Source organism: Alysiella filiformis, from assembly GCF_014054525.1.
GTDB lineage: Bacteria > Pseudomonadota > Gammaproteobacteria > Burkholderiales > Neisseriaceae > Simonsiella > Simonsiella filiformis.
This window is the reverse complement of record NZ_CP059564.1, coordinates 260,989-284,673: the sequence shown is the minus strand read 5'-3', so window position 1 is coordinate 284,673 and position 23,685 is coordinate 260,989. Positions and strand designations below refer to the sequence as shown.

Below are 23,685 nucleotides of genomic sequence, written 5' to 3'. Positions count from 1 at the left end.
GGTTATTCCTTTGTATTATTTGTATTATTACTTTGATTTTTATGTTCCATTGTTTCAAATTGAGAATATATAGAAGCCAGTCTATATAATGCAAAACTAGTAGCAAAAGCCAGTAGAATACTGTATAAGAAAACGGTGTAGCCTAACGCGGCAGTTAATTTGGTTATTATGATATAACATGTACAATCTTTGTTAATTGTTTTAATCATATTAGGCATCATATCTAATGATTTAGCAATCAAAGAAATAATTATGGAGCATATTTGTATAATGACAAAATGTAGAAATGAACTTACTACTTCCATATAGGGGGAGTAACCTTTTTCATCTTCGCATGCCATAAGACTTCTAAATTTATCATTACCATAACCTAAAAAAATTGCAAAGCCACCTAATGTAAATCCGAGTATATTTGGAATAATGGATAAACTATTATCCCACCATTTCTCTATCCACCAAAATGGTAGTGTCAATATTGTTAAAATTATGGAAATATGAAAATAAGGTGAAGTTAAAATAGCCTTTATTCCACCATAATTTTTCCAATATCTTTGTATTGTGCGGATAAATCCTTGCCATTGTTTAAACATTTCTTAACCTCATAATTTAAAACTCCTTAAAGCTTCGCGTTCTGCTCCTGTATTATTATCTACAGTGATAGCTTCTTTCATAGGCACCTGTGTTGTAGAAAGTTCAACGGTTTTTCCTTCACTATCTTTACCAGTTCCTTGGACAAAACCATTATGAGCAGCAATGCGAGCCATTGATTTTAATTCTTCATCGGGCTCAATATGGTCTCCATTTCCAATATAAGTTTCTTCAACTCTTTTTACATTTAATCTGTTATAGCGTTCTAATAATTTACATTCCATTTCTTCCAAATCATCAGGATTAGGTGGGGTAATTTGTAAATATAATTTATTTAATTTTGGTAATTTGAAAATTTGTTCTAAAGCATCTGTACGGGGAATGACAGTTACTTCAATGGAATCAAATTTTAATTTAATATCAGGATTATCAAATAGCTTATCAAATAATTTTTTTACAAAATTAGGAGACAAAGTATCATCTTTTTTTGTATGAGAATTTCTAGATTTACTAATATAGAATAGTTTATGTGAGTTCCCATCAATATTTTTTGGGTAAAAAATAAATGGAAATAATGCACCATTTGGACGAATATTTTTTGGTATTTCAGGTTCCTCCCCTTTCTCTAATAAATGTCCAGAAGTAAGGTTAATCCATTGGGAGTGTTCATCAATATTTGAAAATTTAACAATTTCTCCTTCAATTCCAGATAACCAGTCTCCGTTCTCAATATGCGGTCGCAAGCCCGAAATCATCAAATGTTCATTACCACTTACAGGAATCGCAATTTGATTAACTTCTCTCAATAATTGAATATATGTTTCAGGTGTATGTGGTTGAGTAACAATATTAATACCTGAAATTTGAATAACTTTTGTTGAACGCGCCATTTTTAATATCCTTAAATAAGTTTTAATTAATTTGATTATTTGATTCGTTTACTTGTTTGTTTTTTAATATTTTGATAAGCGAAGTTTCATTTTCAGGCTGCCTGAAAACTCAGCCCACCCACACGCTCAAATTCACGCAAATTATTGCTGACCAAAACCAGCCCACGACTGCGTGCATGCCCCGCAATCAGCACATCATAATGCCCAATGGGTGTGCCTTTTTGGCTAATTCCGCGCGAATTTCAGCCGAATGCGCCGCCGCATTCTCATCAAAATCCAACACTTCCAAACGCGCTGCCAAGCTCTCAATCAATGCCAATGATTTTGTGGGCGTGTCCGATTTTTCCGCACCATACAACAATTCACTTAACACAATGCTGCTCATACATAAATGGTGTTGATGTTACTGGAATTTTTCACGCACAATTACAGGATTATTTTTAATCGTGTAAATGCAAATATTGGTGTCTAACATATAGCGCAACATGATTAAAAACTTTCGCGTTCGGCTTGAAAAGTCGGTTCACGGTCGGGGAAATCAACTTGCGGTAATTGCGCAAACCAGTCGTCCCACAAATTTTCGCTGGGCGTGAGTAAACGGGTTTTGCCCAAAACCACCACTTCCACTTTTTTCACGCCATCGGGAAAGGCAACGGCTTTGGGTAAACGTACGGCTTGCGTTTGATTGCTTTTAAAAAGCGTTGCTTGCGTCATGGTATATGATACGTTTGGTTAAGTGTAACACAATTTTTTCAGGCAAGCCTGAAATTTATTTCCCCAAATTCTCCCATTCTTTCAACAATCTTTTAATAGAAATGGGTTTAGGCGTTTTCAACTCCTGCGCAAATAATGATACACGCAATTCTTCAATTTGCCACCCAAAATCTTTCAGGCTGCCTGAAACGGGCATATTCTGTTTTTGCAAATTTTCCACCTTTTCAGACCACATGTTTTCCAGTTGCTGAATGTCCGCCTCACGCGCCATGTCGCGGCTGGGGTTGCCCGAATATTTGTCCATGCGCAAACTCATCGCGCGCAAATACACAGGCAAACGCGCCCATTGCGCCCAAGGCGTTGAACTGGCAAAGTTTTCCCCCAATAATTTCTGCACACGCGCACGCAAAATGGGAGCAAGTGGGTGTTTGCCGTTTGCCAATTTCGCGTTCAATTCGGCATACGCCGCCGCCGTGTCTTGCAAATAGCGCGTCAAAGCCTCGCGCACGGCTGGCAAACGGCTGCGCGCCCTTTTGATTTGTTCTTTAAAGGTTTTTTCATCGCGCGGCAACTCGTCATCGCCAATAAACGCACGGTCGCACACCGCCTGCGCGATGTCCTCTTTCAGCGCGTCCGCCGACAAATGTTTCAGCAACATCGCCAGTTGCGTGAACCCCTGAATGCCCTTGTTCAAATCTTTAACTTGTTCTTTTAATTGCAATTTCATCAACTCAATCACGCCTTGACGGTGGGCGATTTCCGCTGCCAATGCGGTGTCAAACAGGCGCAAGGCAATGTTGCCGTTTTTCTCTTTTTGCAAACCCAAATAGCCTGTAAGCTGTTGTTTTCCCCTTGCAAATTTGATGGATTCGGGCAAAGTGCCAATGTCCCAAGTTTTCAGATTTTCGCGCTCAAATTCTTGCGTGTTGTCGCGGAACGATAAACTGGCAACTTGTCCAAGTTCTTGTTGTAATTGGATTAAATCGCGCCCCATCGCCAATTCTTGACCGCCATCGTCCACTATTTTCAAATTGAAATAACAATGTTCAGGCAGCCTGAAACGCGCCCATTCGTCCAAATCAATCTGTTCCAAAAGGCGCATATCGCCTGCTTTTTTGGCGATGGCGTGGGCGAGCTGCGGCAAAATGGGGGCGGATTTGTCGGGGTTTTGGCTCAAAAATTCGGTAATGAAATCAGGCACAGGCACACAAATTCGGCGGATTTGTTTGGGTAAAGCCTTGATAAGTAATTGTAATTTTTCACGCTCCATGCCAGCGACCAGCCATTCCAGTTGATGTGGATTGATGCGGTTCAGCACGGTTAAGGGCAGGGTCAGTGTTACGCCATCCATGATGTGATGCGGCTCAAATCGGTAGGACAATTTGAATTTGCCGTCTGCGTTTTTCCAAAATTTGGGGAACTGCTCTTCCGTGATGTGGGCGGCAGCGTGTTGCATTAAATCTTCTTTGTTTAAAAACAAAAGCTTGGGATTTTCGCGCTCGGCTTGTTTCAACCACGCTTCAAAAGTGCGAATATCGGCAATCGGCACGTTCAGGCTGCCTGAAACTTTTGAATTTTCAGATACTTGCCCCCTATCCCTTTGGGAGGGGGTTGGGGAGAGGGATTCTGCCAAATTAATGGTTTTCCCTCTCCCTAGCCCTCTCCCAAATGGAGAGGGAACAGATTTCGTTGGCTCAACCGTTTTCAGGCTGCCTGAAACATAATATTTTGGAATAATATTATGATAAAATTCATACACAATCTCATCATCTACCAACACATCTTGTTTACGCGCCTTGTGTTCCAAGTCGCTGATTTCGCGCATCAATTTCTGATTGTGCACAAAAAAATCCGCTTTCAAATCACAATCTTGCGCCACCAATGCGCCACGAATGAACAACTCACGCGCTTCATCGGGCGCAACACGCGCATACGCCATCGGTCTGCGCGGCAACACCGTCAAACCGTAAAAGGTAACGCGCTCGCTCGCCACCACTTCGCCGCGTTTGCGCTCCCAATGCGGCTCAAAATAGTGATAACGCACCAAATGGGGCGTTTCCTGCTCTATCCATTCGGGCTGAATTTGCGCCACATCACGCGCGTAAAGCCTTGTTGTTTCAGTGAGTTCTGCCGCCATTACCCATTTCGGTTTCGCCTTAAACAGCGCGGACGCGGGGAACAAATGAAAATGCGAACCGCGCGCGCCCATATAATCATGATTTTCAGGCGTTTTCATGCCCACATTCGCTACCAAACCCGTTAGCAAAGCACGATGAATTTGCTCGTAACTGGCTTGTTTTTTCGCATGAATTTGGGCGCGATGATTTTTTTTGTGGATTTGTTTTTGCTTGGCTTGCGCGGCAATGTCGGCATTTTTGTCCAACTCCATTTCCTGATACAAAGACAGATTTTCAGGCTGCCTGAACGCATTTTCGCGCGTGGTCAAACCCATTTCCACCACAATATCAAGCAGTTGATGATGCAATTCGCGCCATTCTCGCATGCGCACAAACGACAAGAAATATTGATGACACCAATCAAATAATTGTTTTCGCGTGGCTTTTTTGTCGCGTTCGCGCTGATACGAATCCCAAATATTCAAATACGCCAAAAAATCCGATTGCTTGTCGGCAAAACGCTCGTGGGCTTTGTTGGCGGTTTCGCGCAATTCAAGCGGACGTTCGCGTGGGTCTTGCACCGACAATGCCGACACAATAATCAACATTTCCGCCATACAATCATGCACTTGTGCGGCTAACAAAATGCGTGCGATTTTGGGGTCTATGGGCAAACGCGCCATTTTTTCGCCTAGCTCGGTCAGTTGCCACTGCCCCCTCTCCCCTTGGGAGAGGGCTGGGGAGAGGGAATTTTCAGGCGTGTGCTGTCCTCTCCCTAACCCTCTCCCAGAGGGAGAGGGAGTGAATTTGATTTCATCTACCGCGCCCAATTCCTGCAAAATCTGATAACCGTCATTGATGAATTTGCTTTCAGGTGCTTGAATAAATGGGAATTTTGCCAAATCGCCCAATTTCAGGCTGGCTGAACGCAAAATCACCGCCGCCAAATTGCTGCGGATAATCTCTGGGTCGGTAAATTCAGGTCGTGCCAAAAAATCTTCTTCGGAAAACAAACGGATACACACGCCAGACGACACGCGCCCACAACGTCCAGCGCGTTGTTTGGCTGCGGCTTGTGAAATTTTTTCAACGTGCAACTGTTCCACTTTTGCCCGTGCCGAATAGCGTTTGACTCGCGCCAAACCCGTGTCTATCACAAAACGAATGCGCGGCACGGTCAGCGAAGTTTCCGCCACATTGGTCGCCAAAATAATGCGCCTTTTCGTGCCTGTGGGGTGGAAGATTTTGTGCTGTTCTTGCGCCGATAAGCGTGCAAAAAGCGGCAAAATGTCGTCATTTTTGCGTAAAGGCGATTTTCGCAAGGCTTCGGCAGCTTCGCGGATTTCGCGCTCGCCTGCCAAAAACACCAAGATGTCGCCCTCGCCATGATTTGCCAATTCGTCTGCCGCGTCCACAATCGCGTCTGGGATTGCCATTTCGGTTTCATCTTCATCTAACTGCTTGATGGGACGATACAAAATTTCCACTGGATAGGTGCGCCCGCTCACTTCAATCACGGGTGCGTTGTTGAAATGTTGTGAAAATCGGTTTGCGTCTATGGTGGCAGACGTGATAATCACTTTTAAATCAGGGCGTTTGGGCAAAAGCTGTTTCAGGTAGCCCAGCAGAAAATCAATGTTCAGGCTGCGTTCGTGGGCTTCGTCAATGATAATCGTGTCGTATTGATTGAGAAAACGGTCGGATTGGGTTTCGGATAATAAAATGCCGTCTGTCATCAATTTAATGAAAGAATGTGGCGAAGTTTGCTCATTAAAACGCACTTTATAGCCAACGGCTAGCCCGATTTCGCTGTGCAATTCTTCGGCAATGCGCTCCGCCACCGAGCGTGCCGCCAAACGTCTGGGTTGGGTATGCCCGATTAAGCCACCGATGCCACGCCCCATTTCCAAACAAATTTGCGGAATTTGGGTGGTTTTGCCCGAACCCGTTTCGCCACAAATAATCACAACTTGATTTTCGGCAATGGCGGTGCGGATTTCATCGCGTTTTTCGTAAACGGGCAAATCGGCATTGAGTTCAACTTTTGGGCGATTTTCGTGTTTTTTCAGGTAAATTTCGTGGGATTTTTGGTATTTTTGTTGCACTTTTTCCAAGCCGCCGAATTTTTCAGGCTGCCTGAATGCGTTTTTCAGAAAATGGCGGTCTTTGCACAGAATTTGGGTGAAATCGGGTTTCATCGTCTTTATTTCAAAACAATCATTAAAAATGGGCGCAATTATAGCAAAAGGCTGCCTGAAAAAAGCGTGTATGCACGGTGTTTCTTTTTAAGAATATTTCTTATTATTTTGAAATTGGTTGATATTTGTGATAATTATTTCTTTTTAGGAAAAACTGTTTTTACGAAATGGGGCTTAATCGCGGCTGGGTCTGTGCTTATAATGCGCCCTTCGTCAAACAAGGCGAAACACACACACATACATCAAAAAACACAATGGAAAAAATCATGAAAAAATCTGCTTTATTTTTATTTGCTGCCGTTTTGTCTGCCAACGCTTTGGCATCGTATTCTGTGCGCGATGATGTTCGCGCTGAACCGCAAATTGCACATGGCAAGATTCCCAGCTTGCAAGCTGTTCAGTTTAAAGGTTTTAAAACGCCACGCAATCACGATACTTTAAAATGGAAATACGTTGGCGAACACACACCTGCCAATTTGACCATTGAAAAACACATCAGCGACAAATAATCGCACTGTTGCACCCCAAAGCTGCCTGAAAACGTAAAGTTTCGTTTTCAGGCAGCTTTTTTGGGGCATTTGGCACTAAAATATCGCCCAAAACCATTTTATTCAGAGATTATGCTTATTCAATTGTTTTTCCGATTTGTTGGGCGGCGTTTGCACAGTTTGGCGATTGTTTCGGTGTGTGGCATTGTGTTGGGGGTTTTGGGCAGTTGGTTTTGGTTTGCCGAATTGTTTAGCCATTTTTTGCCTTATTACACTTTGATTTTCATTTTGGCAACGCTGTTTGGCTCGGGGGTGGCGCGTTCGGTGTGGGCAACGTGTGCGGTGTTGTGCAGCGCGTGGCTCATCAATCCGCATTGGCAAGATGAAAGCGATTTGCCACGCAAATGGTCGCTGCTTTGGTACAACGTGAATGTGAACAACCCCCAACCCGAAAAAGAAGTGGCATTCATTTTGCGTCAGCAGCCTGAAATGTTGGCGTTGGCAGAAATCAATTTGGACGACAAACGCTGGGCGGTGTTGCAAGAGCATTATCCGCATGGTTGTGTGCAACGTGAACACAGCCCATTTGCTTTGGCGGTGTTGTCCAAAACGCCCTTGCGCCATTGTGCGGTGCATTACATACGCGACATACCCTATATTCGTGCGGTAACGCAAGATGCCACCGCGATTTATGCCTTGCACCCACCGCCACCACTCAATGGGCATTTGGCAGACATTCGGCAAGAATATTTGTACACCGTGGCACAACACATTGCCACCGACCCCAATGTGTTGATTGTGGGCGATTTGAACAGCACACCGTTTTCGCCCGTGTTTCGGCAATTTTTGCAAATAACGGAGGCGGAATTGCACACGCGCAATTATTTGCCCACTTGGCAGCCATTTGCTTTAAACATTGACCACGTTTTGTCGCACAGCAGCACTTTGGACGAGGTACACATACAACCTTTGCCATGGCAATATTCCGACCACCGTCCGATTTTGGTGCATTGGCATTGACAAAATGTTTTTTGCTGCTATAATGCCAGCTTTCCCAACGCGCCCATCGTCTAGAGGCCTAGGACACTGCCCTTTCACGGCGGCAACCGGGGTTCGAATCCCCGTGGGCGTGCCAATATTCTGAAAGCTGCCTGAAAATCGTTTTGGTTTTCAGGCAGCTTTTCTTTTGTTTTTATTTTGACAGTAGTCGTTTGCGATTCACCATTTTTTGTTTGTGCGCGGGACGAGCCGCTCTAAGACTGCAATGAAAACACAAGCACATGGCATTTTCACGACTCCGTTCAAAGCGATTGTCTATTCTCCGCAATGTGGCTTTTGTCAATCTGATTGCTTTTTCGCAAAAGGCACACGCACCGTTTTGTTTTGCCCAGACACTTTGTTTCATGCTGCGATAGGCTTCAATGTCATCATAGATTGCCCAATACACCAAAAGCAGTTTCTCTTTAACGCTTGGGGCAACCCTTAAAGCATTGATTGTGCGTACTGTGGGAATTTCTGCATTTTTGTTTAAATTGCAATCCATGTGTACGGCAAACAGATTGGCATCGCTTTCCACTTGCCATTCAATTTCGGGTTTGGGAATCCATTTGTAGATGGCGCGAGGGATAAAATGTTCCACCGACCATTTTTCATGACTTAAAATGGGTTTATTACATAAAATACAAATGCCATTGCTGTTTTGATGGGCTGCTTTTCGTTTGTTTGATAAAACAATCACCGTGTATTCCCCCATTCTGTTTCAGGCTGCCTGAAAATCAGGTCGGATACTTGTATGCGACATTTTTCAAATGAAAACAAATTTTTATCCAATCTGAAAAGATGCCACATTCAAGAATCCGACCTACCATTTAACGTTGTGTAAAGGTTTCAGGCTGCCTTTCAGTACACGACAAAAACTTTTGGGTTGCCTGAAATCTGTTCCCTCCCTCGTCTGGCGGGGGAGGGTTAGGGTGGGGGTGGCACGTTGCGTTTCTAACCCCCACCCCAGCCCTCCCCCTTGCATAGGGGGAGGGGGTTAGATGGATGGCAACGTCCAAAATTGTCGTGTACTGAAAGGCTGCCTGAAAATCACACCACGTGATTAGTCTTCATACTCGCTCATTGGTGGGCAAGAACACACCAAATTGCGGTCGCCAAACACATCGTCCACGCGCTTCACGCTGGGGAAGAATTTGTGTTCACGAATGTATGCCAATGGGTACACGGCCGTTTCGCGGCTGTATGCGTGTTGCCATTCGCCAGCGATTTCTTCGGCGGTGTGGGGGGCATTGACCAATGGGTTATCGTCTTTTGCCCATTCGCCATTTTGGACTTTCAGGGCTTCTTGTTTGATTTGTTTCATGGCGGCGATAAAGCGGTCAAGTTCGGCTTTGCTTTCGGACTCGGTTGGCTCAATCATCAAAGTGCCTGCCACGGGGAAAGACATGGTGGGCGCGTGGAAACCATAGTCCATCAAACGTTTGGCGATGTCCACTTCGGTGATGCCGCTTTCGGCTTTTAAGGGGCGCAAGTCCACAATGCACTCGTGTGCCACGCGACCGTTTTTGCCTGTGTACAAAATGGGGTAGTCTTCTGCCAATTTTTTTGCCATGTAGTTGGCGTTGAGCAAGGCAAATTCGGTGGCTTGACGCAAACCGCGTTTGCCCATCATGGTGATGTATGTCCAAGTAATCGGCAAAATGCTGGCTGAACCATAAGGTGCGGCAGATACCGCGCTCATGCCTGCGCTTGCACCCACAACAGGATTCACAACATGGTTGGGCGCAAAGGGGGCTAAATGCGCTTTCAAGCCGATAGGACCCATGCCCGGCCCACCGCCACCGTGTGGGATACAGAAAGTTTTGTGCAAATTCATGTGCAACACGTCTGCGCCCACTTCGGCTGGCTGCATGATGCCCACTTGTGCGTTCATGTTGGCACCGTCCATGTACACTTGACCGCCATTGTCGTGAATGATTTGGCAAATTTCGCGAATGCCTTCTTCATACACACCATGCGTGGACGGATAAGTAATCATCAATGCGCCCAAGTTTTCGCGATGTTGTTCGGCTTTGGCGCGTAAATCGGCAATATTGACGTTGCCCAATTCGTCTGTGTCCACCGCCACGACTTTCATGCCCAACATTTGTGCGGTGGCGGGATTGGTGCCGTGCGCGGATTTGGGAATCAAACACACATCGCGGTTGGGCTGACCGTTGGCTTTGTGGAAACGGCGAATCGCCAACAAGCCTGTGTATTCGCCTTGTGCGCCTGAATTGGGTTGAATGGCAATCGCGTCAAAACCTGTGATGGCTTTTAATTGGTCTTGTAATTGCCCAATCATTTCCAAATAGCCTTGCGTTTGTTCGCTGGGCGCAAAGGGGTGAATGTGGGCAAATTCTGCCCATGTTACAGGCAGCATTTCGGCGGTCGCATTCAATTTCATGGTGCAAGAACCCAATGAAATCATGCTGCGGTTCATTGCCAAATCGCGGTCTTCCAGTTTTTTCAAATAGCGCAACATTTCGTGTTCGGTATGGTATTTTTGGAACACGGGGTGTTGCAAAATGCGGTCTTGGCGCAACAGGGTTTCAGGCAGGCGGCTGGGGGCTTCGGCTGGAACGCTGACGCTGGTTTCGCCTGTAAACGCCATGTACAACACGCCCAAATCTTCCAAACTGCTTTCTTCGTGGAAGGCAACGGTTAAAACGGTGTCGCTGGCGCGGCGAATGTTGTAGCCATTTTGCAGGGCGTTTTGGTAGATGTGTTGGGCGGTGTCGGCATTGCCGCAATCCACCGCAACGGTATCAAAAAACACCTTGTGGACGATTTTCAGGCTGCCTGAATGCTGTTCCAGCGCATTGGCAAACGCGCTCGCCAAGGCGTGAATGCGGTTGGCAATGCGTTTGACGCCTGTTTCGCCATGATACACGGCATACATGCCCGCCAAGTTTGCCAACAAAACTTGCGATGTACAAATATTGGAATTGGCTTTTTCGCGGCGAATGTGTTGTTCGCGCGTTTGCAAAGCCATACGCAAAGCGGGTTTGCCCGATGCGTCTTGCGACACGCCAATAATGCGACCTGGTGCAGAGCGTTTGTCGGCATCTTTAAACGTGAAATAGGCGGCGTGGGGACCCCCAAAGCCCATGGGTACGCCAAAACGTTGCGTGTTGCCCAAAGCCATGTCTGCGCCCATGCTGGCTGGCGATTTCAACAACACCAAGCTCATCACATCGGCAGCCACTGCCACAACCGCACCTTTGGCTTTCACGGCAGCGATAATGTCTGTTAAATCAACAACATCGCCATCTTTGCCAACGTATTGGAAAATCGCGCCAAAATATTCGCCTTGCGCGGCTGCCTGAAAATCGCCCACCACAATTTCAAAGCCAAAATATTCGGCACGGGTTTGAATCACGTCCAAAGTTTGTGGATAAATGCGTTCGTCCACAAAAAATTGATTGGATTTGGATTTGCTCACGCGTTTTGCCATTGCCATGGCTTCGGCGGCGGCGGTGGCTTCGTCCAACAATGACGCGCCAGCCAATTCGTGTCCGCTCAAATCAATGCACATTTGTTGGAAATTGAGCAGGGCTTGCAAGCGACCTTGCGCGATTTCGGCTTGATAGGGCGTGTAGGCGGTGTACCAAGATGGGTTTTCCAACACATTGCGCAAAATCACATTGGGCAAACGGGTGGGGTAGTAGCCCAAGCCAATGTAAGATTTGAAGATTTGGTTTTTTTGTGCGATGTGTTTCAGTTTTGCCAAGGCATCGGCTTCGGTCATGCCATCGGGCAAGCCCAATTCGGTTTGGGGCATGCGCACGCTTTGTGGCACGGTGTTGTTGATGAAACTGTCCATGCTTTCTTCGCCCAATTCCGCCAATAATGCGGCTTGGTCGCCAAAGCTGATGTGGCGCGAAGCAAATTCGCTGTGATTGAATAAATCGTTGAAATTCATGATTTTTCCTTTGTTGGGACGGGGTAGGGGGTTTCAGGCTGCCTGAAAGGTACACGACAAAAATCTTTGGGCTACCTGAAATCTGTTCCCTCCCCTGCTTGCGGGGGAGGGTTAGGGTGGGGGTGCACGTTGGGTTTCTAACCCCCACCCCAGCCCTCCCCCTTGCATAGGGGGAGGGGGTAGATGGGTGGCACCATCTGGGATTGTCGTGTGCTTTCTTTCAGGCTGCCTGAAACAAAATTCAACATCAAAATGCGTTACAAACTGCTGCCATCGCTCAATTTCACGCCTGCTTTCAGGCAGCCTGTACCGTTTTCGGGGGTAAAATGCAGTTGTTCCACTTTCAATTCGCCTGTAAAAATTTGCACGGCTTGTTGTTTGCTCAACGCAATGCCCACCGCGCCGCATTCTACGGGGCGCAAATCTTTGCTGCGGAACAGTTTAACGTGCAGCACATTTTCAAACACATCGCCAGCTTGGGTGTCGTCATGCGACAAGTGTGTCATGGCAACGTGGGTTTTGGAGCAGAAAGTGTTAATCTTTTCAACCGATTGACCGCGAAAATCCACGCGCCCCGTTCCCCATTGATACAAATTGGGGCGATTGAGCGATTTCATTTCACAGCCTTTGTTTAAAATATCGGGTTCGGTGGGCGTGGGGGCTTTGGTTAGGGTGTATTCATTGTCCAGCATGGGAATGGTGTTGTCATCAACCAAGCGCACAAACACGCTGTTTAATTTTTGAATGTAGTCTTTGTTGCTCAAACCATTGTCTTCACGGCTCATGGGGAAGGTTTCGTTGAACAAAACCTGTTCTTTTTTATCGCTTAAAATCAAATAGATGTTGCTGCGTTGGTCTTGTTTGATGGTGTAGTTAAAATCTGCCGTGCGCCCATTGGGTGTGCCGACATACATCAAATTATTGCAAATGTGGTCGCCATGATGAAAATTGAGCCACTCGTATTTGTCTTCCAAAAAACGCGGCGGCAACAGCACGGGATAATTGCGTTTGAGCGCGGTTTCGCAACTGACGCTGGCATTGGGTTGCGCCCAAGGGTTGTGCAAGTCAAAATCGCGTTTGACGGCAATTTGGCTGCTTTGGGTAAAGGGGATATTCAGCAAGGGCTGGGCAATGGTGGCGTGTTGGTTGCCTTTGGTGGGGGTGCCACTGCCATTTGCTGGGGGTTGCACCGCGCCCCATTCGGAATTTTGTCCATCGTCATCGCTGCTGCCGACAATGGCATCGGCGGTGTGCCACACGGCGTGGATTTTGCGGTGTGAATTGGCGTGTTGCGCCCAAATCACGCAAGCCAAACTCAATACAATGCCTGCGCTGGCAAATTTTAAGCCGCCTTCGGGGTAGCGCATTCGGATTGTGGTGGCAAACAGCAAATAGCCCGATACCAACCAAAAAAACACGCCCACGCCAATGTTGCTGTGAAAATCGCTGCCGCGTAGGGCAATCAAGGCAATTATCATCAAAACAAATGCCAATAAGGCTTTGAGTATGGGCAATTTGGTGCGATGTAGGGTGCTGAACACGCGCATAAACCACAAGGTTGCCACTGGAAAAAACCAAAAACCCACCACGCTGGGGTGTCCCAACCATGTGATGATGGCATACCAGCCCAATACGCCGTCTTGAAAGGGCAACACCATGGCGGCACCAAAACTGCCCAAGGTTAAGCCGATGAGCAGCAGTTTGAGCCAATCTTGGTGGGCAAGTTGGGGGTCGTCATTGCGAACGGTGCGTTTGTGGGGGCGATTTTTGGGGCTGATGTTGCTGGAATTGTTGTGTGTGTTCATATTTTCAAAACGGTGTTTTTGTATTTTATGGAATGGGGATTGGGTTTCAGGCTGCTTGTTACTGCGCGACAAATTTTTGCTTACCACTTACCTGTTCCCTCTCCCAAAGGAGAGGGAGCAGATGGCAGTATTTCAACGATTGTGGGCAATATTTTATTTTTGTGGGGTAAAGGCTGTCTGAAACCGCATGATTCGGTGGTGCGATTATACCTGTTAAGACCTTGATTCCGCCATGCCCCACCATGCCGTTGCCATGCCTAATAATTGTATGCCCAACAGGGTTGCCACCACAGCCTGCCACGAGCCGTATTGATACGCCCAGCCGCACAACCACGCGCCCACCGTGCCACCGCCATAATATGCCATATAATACAAACCCGTTGCCAATGAACGCCCTGTTTGAATGCGGCTGGCAATGTAGCTGATGGTGGCAGATTGGGTTACAAACACCCCCGATGACATCAAAATCAACGCCACCATAATCGCCCAAAGCGGCGATTGCAGGCTGCCTATCACGCCCAATGCGGAAAGACTCATCGCCAAAACAATGGTGTGGCGGTTGCCCAAACGCGCAATCAAACGCGCCGACAAGGGCGTAATCACCATGCCGATTAAATAAACGGTAAAAATATTGGCAAGTTGCCCACTGTTGAGCCGATACGGTTCGGCTGCCAAATGCAAATTCACATAAGTAAAACAACCCACCAGCGAAAACAACACACACGCCCCCAACACACACGCTGCCAATAAACGTTTGTTGTGCAAATGACTGCGTAGGGTGTTTAAGCCTGCCTGAATGTGGGTGTTGGCAACAAAATGGCGCGATTCGGGCAAATATCGCCACACACACGCGCCGCTCAATACGCACAATCCTGCCAATAGGGCAAATCCCCATCGCCAACTCAACCATGCGTCCACATGCCCCACCACAAATCGCCCCAAAAATCCCCCCAACACCGTGCCTGACACATACCACGACATCAATTTTGCCATTTGGCTGCCTGAAAATTCTTCGCCAATATAGGCAATCAACACCACCGTACAGGCAGGCACCGCCAAACCTTGCAAAAAACGCAAGGCAATCATCGTTTCAATTTGATTGACCCATGCCAAAGCCAAAGTGGGTATTGCCAATAAAAACAAAGCACTGGCAATTAAACGTTTGCGCCCCCAAGCGTCCGACAGCAAACCGATAAAAGGCGACAACAGCGCAATGCTCAAAATGGTCGCGCCCACCGCCCAGCCTGCTTGAACTTCGCTGGCGCGCAAATCGCCCATCAGCACGGGCAAAATCGCTTGCACCGAATACACTTGCACAAAAGCCGTAATGCTGATTAAACCAATCGTCAATAACAGGGCAGGGGATAGGCGTGGATTCATCTCAAACCTTGTTTTTTCAAAAAGTCTGCCATTTTTTCGGCAAAATAACGATAACCTGCATCGTTGCCGTGAATTTGGTCGGATTTCATGGATTTGTCGCCCAACACATCAGCCCACACGCCTTTGAGTAGGGGGATTTGGTGCTGTTTTGCCAAATCGTCATACAATTCATGTTCGCTGACCATGCCAATCAACGCGCCTGCCGTGAAATAAGGAATCGCCACCAACACCACAGGCACTTTGGCTGCCTGAATGTGCTTGATGATTTGTGTGATGTTGTTGCGTGTTGTGCTTTCAGGCAGCTTACGCAAAAAATCGTTGCCGCCAATGCTCACCAGCACCAATTTGGGATTGTGTTGCGCCATCAAATTGGGCAAACGCGACAAGGCTTGTTCGCAGGTGTCGCCCGAAATGCCGCCATTGACCACATTCCAGCCCGTGATTTGTGCCAGTTGATTGGGATAGTCCGCGCCTTTGCTTGCGCCATAGCCTGCTGTGAGCGAATCGCCCAAAGCCAAAACCGTGCTGCCTGAACCCAATTTGGCGTATTTTTTGCTGTTGCCACCGCAGGCGGCTAAAAGGGTCAATGCACCGATGTGGCATAAAAATTGTCGTCTGTTTAACATTATGGTGGTTGATTTTGAAAAATAGGCTGCCTGAAACCGTGTTCAAGCACGATGTTTCAGGCAGCCTGAAAACCAATTAACCGATTTCAGCAGCGTATTGTTCTGCGTTCAACAAGCCGTCCAAATCGGCAGGATTGGCAGGTTTGATTTTGAAAAACCATGCCGCGCCATAAGGGTCGGAATTGGCGGTTTCAGGGGCATTGACCAAATCTTCGTTAATGGCTACCACTTCGCCAGCAATGGGCGCGTACACGTCAGAAGCGGCTTTGACCGATTCCACCACACCCGCTTGGTCGTCTGCTGCCAAGTTTGCGCCAATTTCGGGCAATTCTACAAACACAATGTCGCCCAACAATTCTTGCGCGTGGTGGGTAATGCCTACGGTAACGGTGCCGTCAGATTCAGGGCGCAACCATTCGTGGCTGGCAACGTATTTCAAATCGGCTGGGATATTGCTCATGGTGTGTTCTCCATAAAGGTTTTAAAATAAAGGGAAAAGGGGTTTTCAGGCAGCCTGAAACACGGTATGTGTAGGGTGCAACTTGTTGCACCAAATTCATCAATACAACGGTGCATCAAGATGCACCCTACACGCGATTACCCAAGATTTTTCAGGCAGCCTGAAACCAAATCAATCAAACTGCTTTTGCCCATTGCGAACAAAAGGCAATTTCAACACGCGCACATCGGTTAAAGTGCCGCGAATGTCCACCTGCGCCGAATTTTCGGTGGCAACAGGCACACGCGCAATCGCAATAGACTGTTTCAAGCTGGGCGAGAATGTGCCACTGGTAATCACACCAGTGCCATGTGGCGTAACCACTTCCATGCCTTCGCGCAACACACCGCGTGTTTCCAGCAACAAGCCCACTTGTTTCACATCAACACCTTGATTTTTCAACGCAACAAGCGGTGCTTTGCCCACAAAATCGCGGCTTTCATCTTTCAAATCCACCGTCCAGCCCATGCCAGCTTGCAAGGGGCTGGTGTCATCGTCCATGTCGTGTCCATACAAATTCATGCCTGCTTCCATACGCAAAGTATCACGCGCACCCAAGCCGCAAGGTTGCACACCAACCGATTGTAATTGTTTGAAAAATTCATTGGCGTGATTTTCAGGCAACATCACTTCCACACCGTCTTCGCCCGTGTAGCCCGTACGCGCCACAAACCAATTATCGCCCAAATCCACGCCCTGAAACGGTTTCAACGCACGAACTTGCTCCGCCCATTCGGGTTTCAGTTGCAACAATTTATCAATCGCCTTGGGACCTTGCACCGCGAGCATGCACAAATCATGGCGAGGCTTGATTTCAATGCCAAATGCTGCACCAATTTTGGTAAATTGCGCCATATCCTTTTCGCGCGTGGCAGCATTAGAAACAATGCGATAAGCCGTTTCCGCCTCATTGGCGCGATACACGATTAAATCATCAATGACCCCACCGTTGTCGTTGAGCATGGCGGTGTATAAGGCTTTGCCGACAAACGACAATTTTGCCACATCGTTTGCCAATAATTTTTGCAACCACGCTTTGGCTTGTTCGCCCGTGATGTCAGAAATGAGCATATGCGACACGTCAAACATGCCCGCATCGGTACGCACGGCTTCGTGTTCTTGAATTTGAGAGCCGTAATTAACAGGCAATTCCCAGCCAGCGAAATCAACCAATTTGCCGCCAGCGTCTTTGTGGGCTTGATGAAAGGGGGTGGTTTTGGGGGCAGACATGAAATTCTCCAAAATGCAGAAACGAAAAAAGTGCAGCGTAAGCGCAAAACGCACCTACACGACCCCATCTGTCCGTTTTACCTGAGATTTTCGTTTTCAGGCAGCCTGAAAACTTTGCCCCTTCGGTGAACGCGCCATTGCGTTGCTCTCCAGATTTGTGTGAACACGGGCAGTCCATTTACCTGAGCGATTTTAGGGTTTTTGCGCCTTCGGTGTGGTTCAGGCAGTCTGAAAATTCAAGCAGACCGCAAGCCAACTCTCCTGCCAATGCGCGGACGATTATTACAGAAAGTTTACACAAGGGCAAGTTATCTTGACAAAATCTTGACAAAGCGCAACGCCAAGCGCGGGCATATTTGAGGTGCAAACGTGGCGTATCGCCGCCACACCCACTCTTTGGGATTGTGGCGCACCGCGTGGGGTGCAGCAAATCCAGAGTGGGTGTGGCGGCGATACGCCACGTTTGCGTCTTTTCAGGCAGCGCGTTTTGTGCAGGCTGCCTGAAAATCACATTTTAGCCATGCAAAGCACGTTTGTCTGCCGCCAAAGCCGCTTCGTGCAACACTTCCGACAAAGTGGGGTGTGCGTGAACAATACGCGCAATGTCTTCGCTGCTGGCTTTAAATTCCATGGCGGCAACCGCTTCGGCAACCAACTCGCTGACCATTGGACCAATCATGTGTACGCCCAAAATGCGGTCGGTTTTGGCGCAAGCCAGCACCTTCACTGTGCCTTTGGCTTTGCCCAAGCCCAATGCGCGACCGTTTGCCCCAAAGCCTGATGTGCCTTTTTTGTATTCAATGCCTTCGGCTTTGAGTTGCTCTTCGGTTTTGCCCACCCATGCGATTTCGGGGTCGGTGTAAATCACCCAAGGAATGGTGTTGAAATCCAAATGGGGTTTTTGACCTGCAATGCGTTCGGCAACCGCCACGCCTTCATCGCTGGCTTTGTGCGCGAGCATGGGGCCGCGTACCACATCGCCAATCGCCCACACATTGGGCAAGTTGGTTTGGCAATTTTCGTTCACAACCACAAAGCCGCGTTCGTCCACCGCCAAGCCCACGTTTTCAGGCTGCAAACCTTTGGTGTTGGGAATGCGACCGATGGCAATAATCAGTTTGTCGTACAAATCGGTGCGTGTTTCGCCATTGACTTCGTAGGTTACGGTTACGCCGTTGGACACATTGTTGATTTCTTGAATTTTCACGCCCAATTCAATGTTCAAGCCTTGTTCTTTGGTAAAGTATTTGAAGGCTTCTTTGGCGATTTGCTGGTCGGCGGCTGCCATGAATGTGGGGGCGGCTTCCAAAATGGTTACGTCTGCGCCAACGCGTTTCCACACCGAACCCATTTCCAAACCAATCACGCCAGAGCCGATTACGCCCAATTTGGCTGGCATTTGGGTTAAATTCAATGCGCCTTCGTTGTCCAACACGTTCACATTGTCAATTTGCACCAAGGGCAGGGGGCGTGGCACAGAGCCTGTTGCCACAATAACGTGTTTGGTTTCAATGGTTTGAACGCCTTCGGCGGAATTGATGTCAATTTGCCACAAATCGCCATTTTTGCCTTTGAACGAGCCGTATCCAAAAAAACTTTCCACTTTGTTTTTTTGAAACAGGAATTTGATGCCTCCTGTTAATTTGGTAACAATCGCGTCTTTGCGTTCAATCATTTTGGCTGCGTCAAATTGTACGCCGCTTACGCTGATGCCGTGTTCGGCAAAATCGTGTTGCGCCGCGTGAAAATGCTCTGATGATTGCAACAGGGCTTTGGACGGAATGCAACCCACATTCAGGCAGGTGCCGCCCAATGCGGGGGCGTTGCCTGCTTTGTTTACGCCTGCGTCAATACACGCGGTTTTGAAACCCAGTTGCGCGGCGCGAATTGCTGCCACATAACCACCTGGACCTGCACCAATGACCACTACGTCAAATTGAGACATATTGATTTTCCTTATCTGTGTGAAAATGGAATAACAAGGGACTACATATTCTATTTTAATACATTGCGCTCAAAGAAAAAAGGCTGCCTGAAAACATTGTTGGGGTTTTCAGGCTGCCTGAAAAAAATTGCCGTGCCTGTTGGCTTGCAGGTACAATCGTCCACGTTTTTTGTGAACTTTTGAAAAGGAACCATCATCATGGCTGTGAATCTTGTCGCCAAAACCCCCGAGCAACTCATTCCCATTGACGGTGTGCAAATTTACCTTGCCCAAGCGGGCATTAAAAAGCCCAATCACAATGATTTGACCTTAATGGTGTTCAATGCCGATTGCCAAGTGGGGGCGGTTTTCACGCAAAATCAATTTTGTGCTGCGCCTGTGCACATTGCCAAAAAGCATTTGTATGATGCCGATGGCGTGCGCGCACTCATCATCAACACGGGCAATGCCAACGCTGGCACAGGCAGCCAAGGGCGCGAACACGCCATGTTGATGTGTGCCGCCGCCGCCGCGCAAGTGGGTTGCAAACCCAGCCAAGTGTTGCCCTTTTCCACGGGCGTGATTTTGGAACCTTTGCCGATTGACCAAATTCAGGCAGCCTTGCCCAAAATGAAACCGAGCGATTGGGCAAATGCCGCCCACGCCATCATGACCACCGACACCGTTGCCAAATCCGCCAGCAAAAGCGGTTTGATTGGCAACAATCATTTTGTTCACGCCACAGGCATTGCCAAAGGTGCAGGCATGATTTGTCCAAATATGGCGACCATGCTGGGTTTCATCGCCACCGATGCGAAAGTTTCACAGCCCATTTTGCAACGCTTAACCGAAGAAGTGGCAGACGCATCGTTCAACAACATCACCGTAGATGGCGACACCAGCACCAACGACAGTTTCGTGATTGTGGCAACAGGTCGCTGCCAACAAAATGAAATTGACAACATTGCCGACCCTCGCTATGCCCAGTTGCGCGATTTGCTCACCGAAGTGGCATTGGAATTGGCACAAGCCATTGTGCGTGATGGCGAAGGCGCAAGCAAATTCATCACCATTCAAGTCAATCAAGCCGCCAGCCGCGATGATGCGCGTAACATTGCCTATGCCATTGCCCATTCGCCACTTGTGAAAACCGCCTTTTCAGCCAGCGACCCCAATTTAGGGCGCATTTTGGCGGCAATCGGCTATGCCAAAGCGCAGTTGAACATTGATAAAGTGGACGTTTATTTGGGCGATGTGTTGGTGGCACAAAACGGCACACGCGCCGCCAGCTACACCGAAGAGCAAGGTCAGCGCGTGATGAATGAAGCCGAAATCACCGTGCGCGTGAATTTAAATTCAGGCAGCGAAAACGCCACCGTGTACACCTGTGATTTGACCAAAGAATATGTGGCGATTAACGCCGATTATCGCAGTTAGTCATGATGTGGGTTTCAGGCTGCCTGAAATGTTTGTTTAAAACGAAACCGTTCAGCGTTAATGTATTTGGCTTACTTTTTTAAAAAGTAAGTCGCCGAAGGCAAAAAACTTTTTTGTAGGGTCGTGAAAGGCAGCCTGAAATCACGTTTGACAATTTGGGCAATAAAACGTACCGCGTTGTCCCAAAACCGATTTTTCAATCAACGCGCCGCATTTCAGGCAGCCTGAACCCGCCCGACCGTACACCTTGTATTCTTGTTGGAAATAGCCGCTTTTGCCTTCGCTGTCCACAAAATCGCGCAGGGTGCTGCCGCCTGTTTCAATGGCGCGTTGCAGGATTTGTTTGATGGCGGCAACCAAGTTTGCACAATCATTTAAATTCAACGATTTGGCAGGGCGATTGGGCAACAAAGCTGCCTGAAACAGGCTTTCATTGGCGTAAATATTGCCCACGCCCACCACAATCGCGTTGTCCATCATCATCAATTTGATGGCGCGATTTTTGTCTTTGATTTTGTTGAATAAATATTGCGGCGTAAACGCATCGGAAAGCGGCTCAACGCCCAAATTTTTCAATAAATCATGATGTTGCGCCACACCAGCCAGCCACAAAATCGCCCCAAAACGGCGCGGGTCGTGGTAGCGCAACAGCGTGCCATCTTCAAAAACAAAGTCCACATGGTCGTGTTTGGACGGCTCGGGCGCATTGTCGCGCCAAATCCGCAGGCTGCCCGACATGCCCAGATGTATCATCAATACACCCGTATCCATTTGAATTAAAATATATTTGGCGCGGCGCGTGCATTCGCGCACAGTTTGCCCTTGTAAAATTTCTGCCAAATCGGGCGGCATTTGCCAGCGCAATTTGGCTTGACGAACAAGGGTTTGGGTAATTTTTTTGCCTTGAATGTGGGGCGCAATGCCGCGCAGGGTGGTTTCAACTTCTGGGAGTTCGGGCATGATGTTTTTTTGAGAAATGAAAAGCGTGATTTTAGCAGAATGTGGCGTTCAGGCAGCCTGAACGCCATTTATGAAAAAGGGCGGATATGCCATTTGTGCAATCCGCGCCTTGTTTTTGAATGATTATTTCACAATTTCCACAGGGCCGTGGTCATCGCAATGGTCGCCGTGTTGGTGGTGCAAGCGACCGTTTACAATGTAATCAATGTGGTCGCCATGGGGTACGGCTTCGTGTCCGCAGCCTTCGCCGTGAACGTGGTCGCCACAATGGTGGGCGGCATTGCATTCGGCAGGGTTGGTTTCGTTTACGTCCAAAGCGTGTTCATCGTAATGACCGTTGTGTTCGTGGTGCAAATGACCGTCATGCAAATAGTCAATGTGGTCGCCGTGTTTGATGGCGGTGTGTCCGCAATTTGCGCCGTGTTGGTGGTCGTGATGTTCGTGGGTTTTGCAGGTCATGGTTGTTCTCCAAAATGGGTGTGTGAATGTCAATGTGGGCATTGTACAAAATCGCCCCTTTTATTGCAAGTAATTTGTTGATTTTAAAGTATTTTTGTTTTGATATAGCGTAACATGCAAGCATGGGTTTGTTGATTTTGTGGGATTTTTTTCAGGCAAAACTTTTAGATTGAAACTTTTGCAAAACTCGGTTTGTAGGGGCAGATTTCATATCTGCCCTGTTTAGAATTGCAGAAATTTTTATTTTTATCAATAACGTGAACTCGGGATAAGTCACTGTCAATTTGCCAACAAACCTGCCCTCTCTCCCTATGGGAAAGCGTTGGAGAGAGGGCTTGTTGAGCAGCATCCCCTCTCCCCAGCCCTCTCCCACAGGGAGAGGGAGCAAAGTGACTTAAATTTATCAATCACTTTTATCCCGAAATCGCGTTATCAATAAATTGAAAAAAGGGCAGATATGAAATCTGCCCCTACGAATTGAGTTTTGCAAAACTTTTAGATTGTGTGTAACCTGTTCCCTCCCACGCTGGTGGGGGAGGGGTAAATGGGTGGCAACACCGTAAATTGTCGTGTATTTTCAGGCTGCCTGAACGCTCATTGCCGATGGCGCAAATACCACCGCCAACGAATTTTCACATCGTGAGCAATGGAATGCGCCCCCAACATCAACAAAACCGCCGCCACAGGCAAAGTAAAATGGTGTCCCACCGCATGATACCCCCAAGCCCCCACCACACCGCCCAGCAAAAAGGCAAACATCATGCCCAGCAGCAAACGCATTTTGGGGCGATTGACACGCACATTGGGCAAACGCGGATTGCTTTCTTTTTGATAATAAAGGGCTTTGGCAAGCTCCACGCCCAAATCGGTTGCCGTGCCCGTCATGTGGGTAGAACGGATTGCGCCGCCCGATAAAACGCTCATGACCGTATTGTGCATGCCCATAATCCAACATAAAAACAACACCGTAGGCGAAACCATAATGCTGCCCCATTTGGCTAAACCGTAAGCAAAAAAACCAAACAACAACAAATAAAACGCTTCCAACCACATTGCCAAACCATAGCTGCTGCGAAAACGGTGGCGTTTTGCCCACAATACCGTCCAATGCGCGTGTGCTGCCCCCAACACAAAACACAATACGCCCAACAAGGCGGTGGCGGCATTTTGCCATTGCCCTAAAACAAGGTCGTCTGCCGCGCGTGAAATCGCGCCTGTAACGTGCGATGTGTAGCTGGCAACGGCAAAAAATCCGCCTGCGTTAATCGCGCCTGCCAACAATGCCATCAGCTCGCCCAACAAGCGAAAGCGAAAATCGGAAATGGGTCGCGCGTCCAAATAAGGTTTGTCGGCTTGCCAAAATGGGCGTGAACGGGGTGGGGCGGTTTTTTTCATTTTTTTGTTTTT

Annotated in this window: 21 protein-coding genes, 1 tRNA gene and 1 riboswitch; of the genes, 5 read left to right on the top strand and 17 right to left on the bottom strand. The window is 47.8% G+C overall.

Features of this window, described 5'->3' with window-relative positions:
• Window positions 1–2: 2 nt before the first annotated feature.
• From H3L97_RS01560 to hrpA, 5 genes are all read right to left on the bottom strand, one after another.
• The gene (locus H3L97_RS01560; protein WP_097114622.1) at window positions 3–590 is read right to left on the bottom strand and encodes a hypothetical protein; all 588 of its coding nucleotides are present in this window, start codon (window positions 588–590) and stop codon (window positions 3–5) included.
• Between the two features lie 9 nt (window positions 591–599).
• Entirely contained in the window at window positions 600–1,478 is an 879-nt protein-coding gene (locus H3L97_RS01555; protein WP_097114621.1) for a DUF4747 family protein, read from the bottom strand.
• 187 nt (window positions 1,479–1,665) lie between these two features.
• On the bottom strand, window positions 1,666–1,863 hold the full coding sequence (locus H3L97_RS11995) for a PIN domain-containing protein (RefSeq protein WP_280527958.1): 198 nt from the start codon (window positions 1,861–1,863) through the stop codon (window positions 1,666–1,668).
• 104 nt (window positions 1,864–1,967) lie between these two features.
• Window positions 1,968–2,192 (bottom strand): type II toxin-antitoxin system VapB family antitoxin, encoded by a 225-nt coding sequence (gene vapB, locus H3L97_RS01545; RefSeq protein WP_097114620.1) that lies wholly within the window; start codon window positions 2,190–2,192, stop codon window positions 1,968–1,970.
• 55 nt (window positions 2,193–2,247) lie between these two features.
• Window positions 2,248–6,507 carry an ATP-dependent RNA helicase HrpA gene (gene hrpA / locus H3L97_RS01540; RefSeq protein ID WP_097114619.1) on the bottom strand — a complete coding sequence of 1,420 codons (4,260 nt, stop codon included), beginning with the start codon at window positions 6,505–6,507 and terminating at the stop codon, window positions 2,248–2,250.
• A 266-nt stretch (window positions 6,508–6,773) separates the two neighbouring features.
• On the opposite strand from hrpA, the gene H3L97_RS01535 reads away from it, so the two are divergent.
• From H3L97_RS01535 to H3L97_RS01525, 3 genes are all read left to right on the top strand, one after another.
• Complete coding sequence (locus H3L97_RS01535; protein ID WP_143269157.1) at window positions 6,774–7,016, top strand: hypothetical protein; 243 nt, start codon at window positions 6,774–6,776, stop codon at window positions 7,014–7,016.
• Between the two features lie 111 nt (window positions 7,017–7,127).
• The gene (locus tag H3L97_RS01530; protein WP_224446329.1) at window positions 7,128–8,015 is read left to right on the top strand and encodes an endonuclease/exonuclease/phosphatase family protein; all 888 of its coding nucleotides are present in this window, start codon (window positions 7,128–7,130) and stop codon (window positions 8,013–8,015) included.
• Between the two features lie 39 nt (window positions 8,016–8,054).
• Window positions 8,055–8,130 (top strand) — tRNA-Glu (locus H3L97_RS01525).
• A 57-nt stretch (window positions 8,131–8,187) separates the two neighbouring features.
• On the opposite strand, the gene H3L97_RS01520 is transcribed toward H3L97_RS01525, so the two are convergent.
• The 7 genes from H3L97_RS01520 to gcvT all read right to left on the bottom strand — a co-directional run bounded on the left by H3L97_RS01520 (window position 8,188) and on the right by gcvT (window position 17,498).
• Window positions 8,188–8,748 carry a hypothetical protein gene (locus tag H3L97_RS01520; RefSeq protein WP_097114617.1) on the bottom strand — a complete coding sequence of 187 codons (561 nt, stop codon included), beginning with the start codon at window positions 8,746–8,748 and terminating at the stop codon, window positions 8,188–8,190.
• 348 nt (window positions 8,749–9,096) lie between these two features.
• Window positions 9,097–11,958 (bottom strand): aminomethyl-transferring glycine dehydrogenase, encoded by a 2,862-nt coding sequence (gene gcvP / locus H3L97_RS01515; RefSeq protein WP_097114616.1) that lies wholly within the window; start codon window positions 11,956–11,958, stop codon window positions 9,097–9,099.
• A 257-nt stretch (window positions 11,959–12,215) separates the two neighbouring features.
• On the bottom strand, window positions 12,216–13,850 hold the full coding sequence (locus H3L97_RS01510) for a Yip1 family protein (protein WP_097114615.1): 1,635 nt from the start codon (window positions 13,848–13,850) through the stop codon (window positions 12,216–12,218).
• Window positions 13,851–13,976: 126 nt separating this feature from the next.
• Complete coding sequence (locus tag H3L97_RS01505; protein WP_097114614.1) at window positions 13,977–15,143, bottom strand: MFS transporter; 1,167 nt, start codon at window positions 15,141–15,143, stop codon at window positions 13,977–13,979.
• A complete protein-coding gene (locus H3L97_RS01500; protein ID WP_097114613.1) occupies window positions 15,140–15,769 on the bottom strand; it encodes an arylesterase in 630 nt (209 codons plus the stop codon). Before H3L97_RS01500 ends, H3L97_RS01505 begins: the two co-directional genes overlap by 4 nt.
• 76 nt (window positions 15,770–15,845) lie before the next feature.
• The gene (gcvH, locus tag H3L97_RS01495; RefSeq protein WP_097114612.1) at window positions 15,846–16,229 is read right to left on the bottom strand and encodes a glycine cleavage system protein GcvH; all 384 of its coding nucleotides are present in this window, start codon (window positions 16,227–16,229) and stop codon (window positions 15,846–15,848) included.
• A gap of 171 nt (window positions 16,230–16,400) precedes the next feature.
• Window positions 16,401–17,498: a glycine cleavage system aminomethyltransferase GcvT gene (gene gcvT / locus H3L97_RS01490; protein ID WP_097114611.1), complete on the bottom strand. Its 1,098-nt coding sequence runs from the start codon at window positions 17,496–17,498 to the stop codon at window positions 16,401–16,403.
• Between the two features lie 58 nt (window positions 17,499–17,556).
• A riboswitch (glycine riboswitch) is annotated at window positions 17,557–17,661 on the bottom strand.
• A gap of 206 nt (window positions 17,662–17,867) precedes the next feature.
• Between gcvT and H3L97_RS11990 the strand changes: the two genes are divergently transcribed.
• Window positions 17,868–18,002 (top strand): hypothetical protein, encoded by a 135-nt coding sequence (locus H3L97_RS11990; RefSeq protein WP_257011006.1) that lies wholly within the window; start codon window positions 17,868–17,870, stop codon window positions 18,000–18,002.
• A gap of 10 nt (window positions 18,003–18,012) precedes the next feature.
• Here the strand turns inward: H3L97_RS11990 and lpdA are convergent, their stop codons facing one another.
• Both lpdA and H3L97_RS01480 read right to left on the bottom strand, forming a co-directional pair.
• On the bottom strand, window positions 18,013–19,443 hold the full coding sequence (gene lpdA / locus H3L97_RS01485) for a dihydrolipoyl dehydrogenase (protein ID WP_097114610.1): 1,431 nt from the start codon (window positions 19,441–19,443) through the stop codon (window positions 18,013–18,015).
• Window positions 19,444–19,493: 50 nt separating this feature from the next.
• The gene (locus H3L97_RS01480) at window positions 19,494–19,643 is read right to left on the bottom strand and encodes a hypothetical protein (protein WP_179655853.1); all 150 of its coding nucleotides are present in this window, start codon (window positions 19,641–19,643) and stop codon (window positions 19,494–19,496) included.
• Between H3L97_RS01480 and argJ the strand changes: the two genes are divergently transcribed.
• A complete protein-coding gene (gene argJ / locus H3L97_RS01475) occupies window positions 19,642–20,859 on the top strand; it encodes a bifunctional glutamate N-acetyltransferase/amino-acid acetyltransferase ArgJ (RefSeq protein WP_097114609.1) in 1,218 nt (405 codons plus the stop codon). The genes H3L97_RS01480 and argJ overlap by 2 nt on opposite strands.
• A gap of 141 nt (window positions 20,860–21,000) precedes the next feature.
• Here the strand turns inward: argJ and mutM are convergent, their stop codons facing one another.
• The 3 genes from mutM to H3L97_RS01460 form a co-directional block, all read right to left on the bottom strand.
• Entirely contained in the window at window positions 21,001–21,819 is an 819-nt protein-coding gene (gene mutM, locus H3L97_RS01470; protein WP_097114608.1) for a bifunctional DNA-formamidopyrimidine glycosylase/DNA-(apurinic or apyrimidinic site) lyase, read from the bottom strand.
• 123 nt (window positions 21,820–21,942) lie between these two features.
• Entirely contained in the window at window positions 21,943–22,278 is a 336-nt protein-coding gene (locus H3L97_RS01465) for a hypothetical protein (protein ID WP_097114607.1), read from the bottom strand.
• A gap of 594 nt (window positions 22,279–22,872) precedes the next feature.
• The gene (locus tag H3L97_RS01460) at window positions 22,873–23,673 is read right to left on the bottom strand and encodes a YoaK family protein (RefSeq protein WP_097113818.1); all 801 of its coding nucleotides are present in this window, start codon (window positions 23,671–23,673) and stop codon (window positions 22,873–22,875) included.
• Between the last annotated feature and the right edge of the window lie 12 nt (window positions 23,674–23,685).

Excerpts from the sequence above, each read along its gene's own strand:
- H3L97_RS01555 (WP_097114621.1), bottom strand. The coding sequence starts at position 1,478 with ATGGCGCGTTCAACAAAAGTTATTCAAATTTCAGGTATTAATATTGTT.
- hrpA (WP_097114619.1), bottom strand. The coding sequence starts at position 6,507 with ATGAAACCCGATTTCACCCAAATTCTGTGCAAAGACCGCCATTTTCTG.
- H3L97_RS01465 (WP_097114607.1), bottom strand. The coding sequence starts at position 22,278 with ATGACCTGCAAAACCCACGAACATCACGACCACCAACACGGCGCAAAT.
- mutM (WP_097114608.1), bottom strand. The coding sequence starts at position 21,819 with ATGCCCGAACTCCCAGAAGTTGAAACCACCCTGCGCGGCATTGCGCCC.
- H3L97_RS01500 (WP_097114613.1), bottom strand. The coding sequence starts at position 15,769 with ATGTTAAACAGACGACAATTTTTATGCCACATCGGTGCATTGACCCTT.
- gcvP (WP_097114616.1), bottom strand. The coding sequence starts at position 11,958 with ATGAATTTCAACGATTTATTCAATCACAGCGAATTTGCTTCGCGCCAC.
- gcvH (WP_097114612.1), bottom strand. The coding sequence starts at position 16,229 with ATGAGCAATATCCCAGCCGATTTGAAATACGTTGCCAGCCACGAATGG.
- lpdA (WP_097114610.1), bottom strand. The coding sequence starts at position 19,443 with ATGTCTCAATTTGACGTAGTGGTCATTGGTGCAGGTCCAGGTGGTTAT.
- H3L97_RS01505 (WP_097114614.1), bottom strand. The coding sequence starts at position 15,143 with ATGAATCCACGCCTATCCCCTGCCCTGTTATTGACGATTGGTTTAATC.
- H3L97_RS01460 (WP_097113818.1), bottom strand. The coding sequence starts at position 23,673 with ATGAAAAAAACCGCCCCACCCCGTTCACGCCCATTTTGGCAAGCCGAC.
- gcvT (WP_097114611.1), bottom strand. The coding sequence starts at position 17,498 with ATGTCTGCCCCCAAAACCACCCCCTTTCATCAAGCCCACAAAGACGCT.
- vapB (WP_097114620.1), bottom strand. The coding sequence starts at position 2,192 with ATGACGCAAGCAACGCTTTTTAAAAGCAATCAAACGCAAGCCGTACGT.
- H3L97_RS01535 (WP_143269157.1), top strand. The coding sequence starts at position 6,774 with ATGAAAAAATCTGCTTTATTTTTATTTGCTGCCGTTTTGTCTGCCAAC.
- H3L97_RS11995 (WP_280527958.1), bottom strand. The coding sequence starts at position 1,863 with ATGAGCAGCATTGTGTTAAGTGAATTGTTGTATGGTGCGGAAAAATCG.
- H3L97_RS01530 (WP_224446329.1), top strand. The coding sequence starts at position 7,128 with ATGCTTATTCAATTGTTTTTCCGATTTGTTGGGCGGCGTTTGCACAGT.
- H3L97_RS01560 (WP_097114622.1), bottom strand. The coding sequence starts at position 590 with ATGTTTAAACAATGGCAAGGATTTATCCGCACAATACAAAGATATTGG.
- argJ (WP_097114609.1), top strand. The coding sequence starts at position 19,642 with ATGGCTGTGAATCTTGTCGCCAAAACCCCCGAGCAACTCATTCCCATT.
- H3L97_RS01480 (WP_179655853.1), bottom strand. The coding sequence starts at position 19,643 with ATGATGATGGTTCCTTTTCAAAAGTTCACAAAAAACGTGGACGATTGT.
- H3L97_RS01520 (WP_097114617.1), bottom strand. The coding sequence starts at position 8,748 with ATGGGGGAATACACGGTGATTGTTTTATCAAACAAACGAAAAGCAGCC.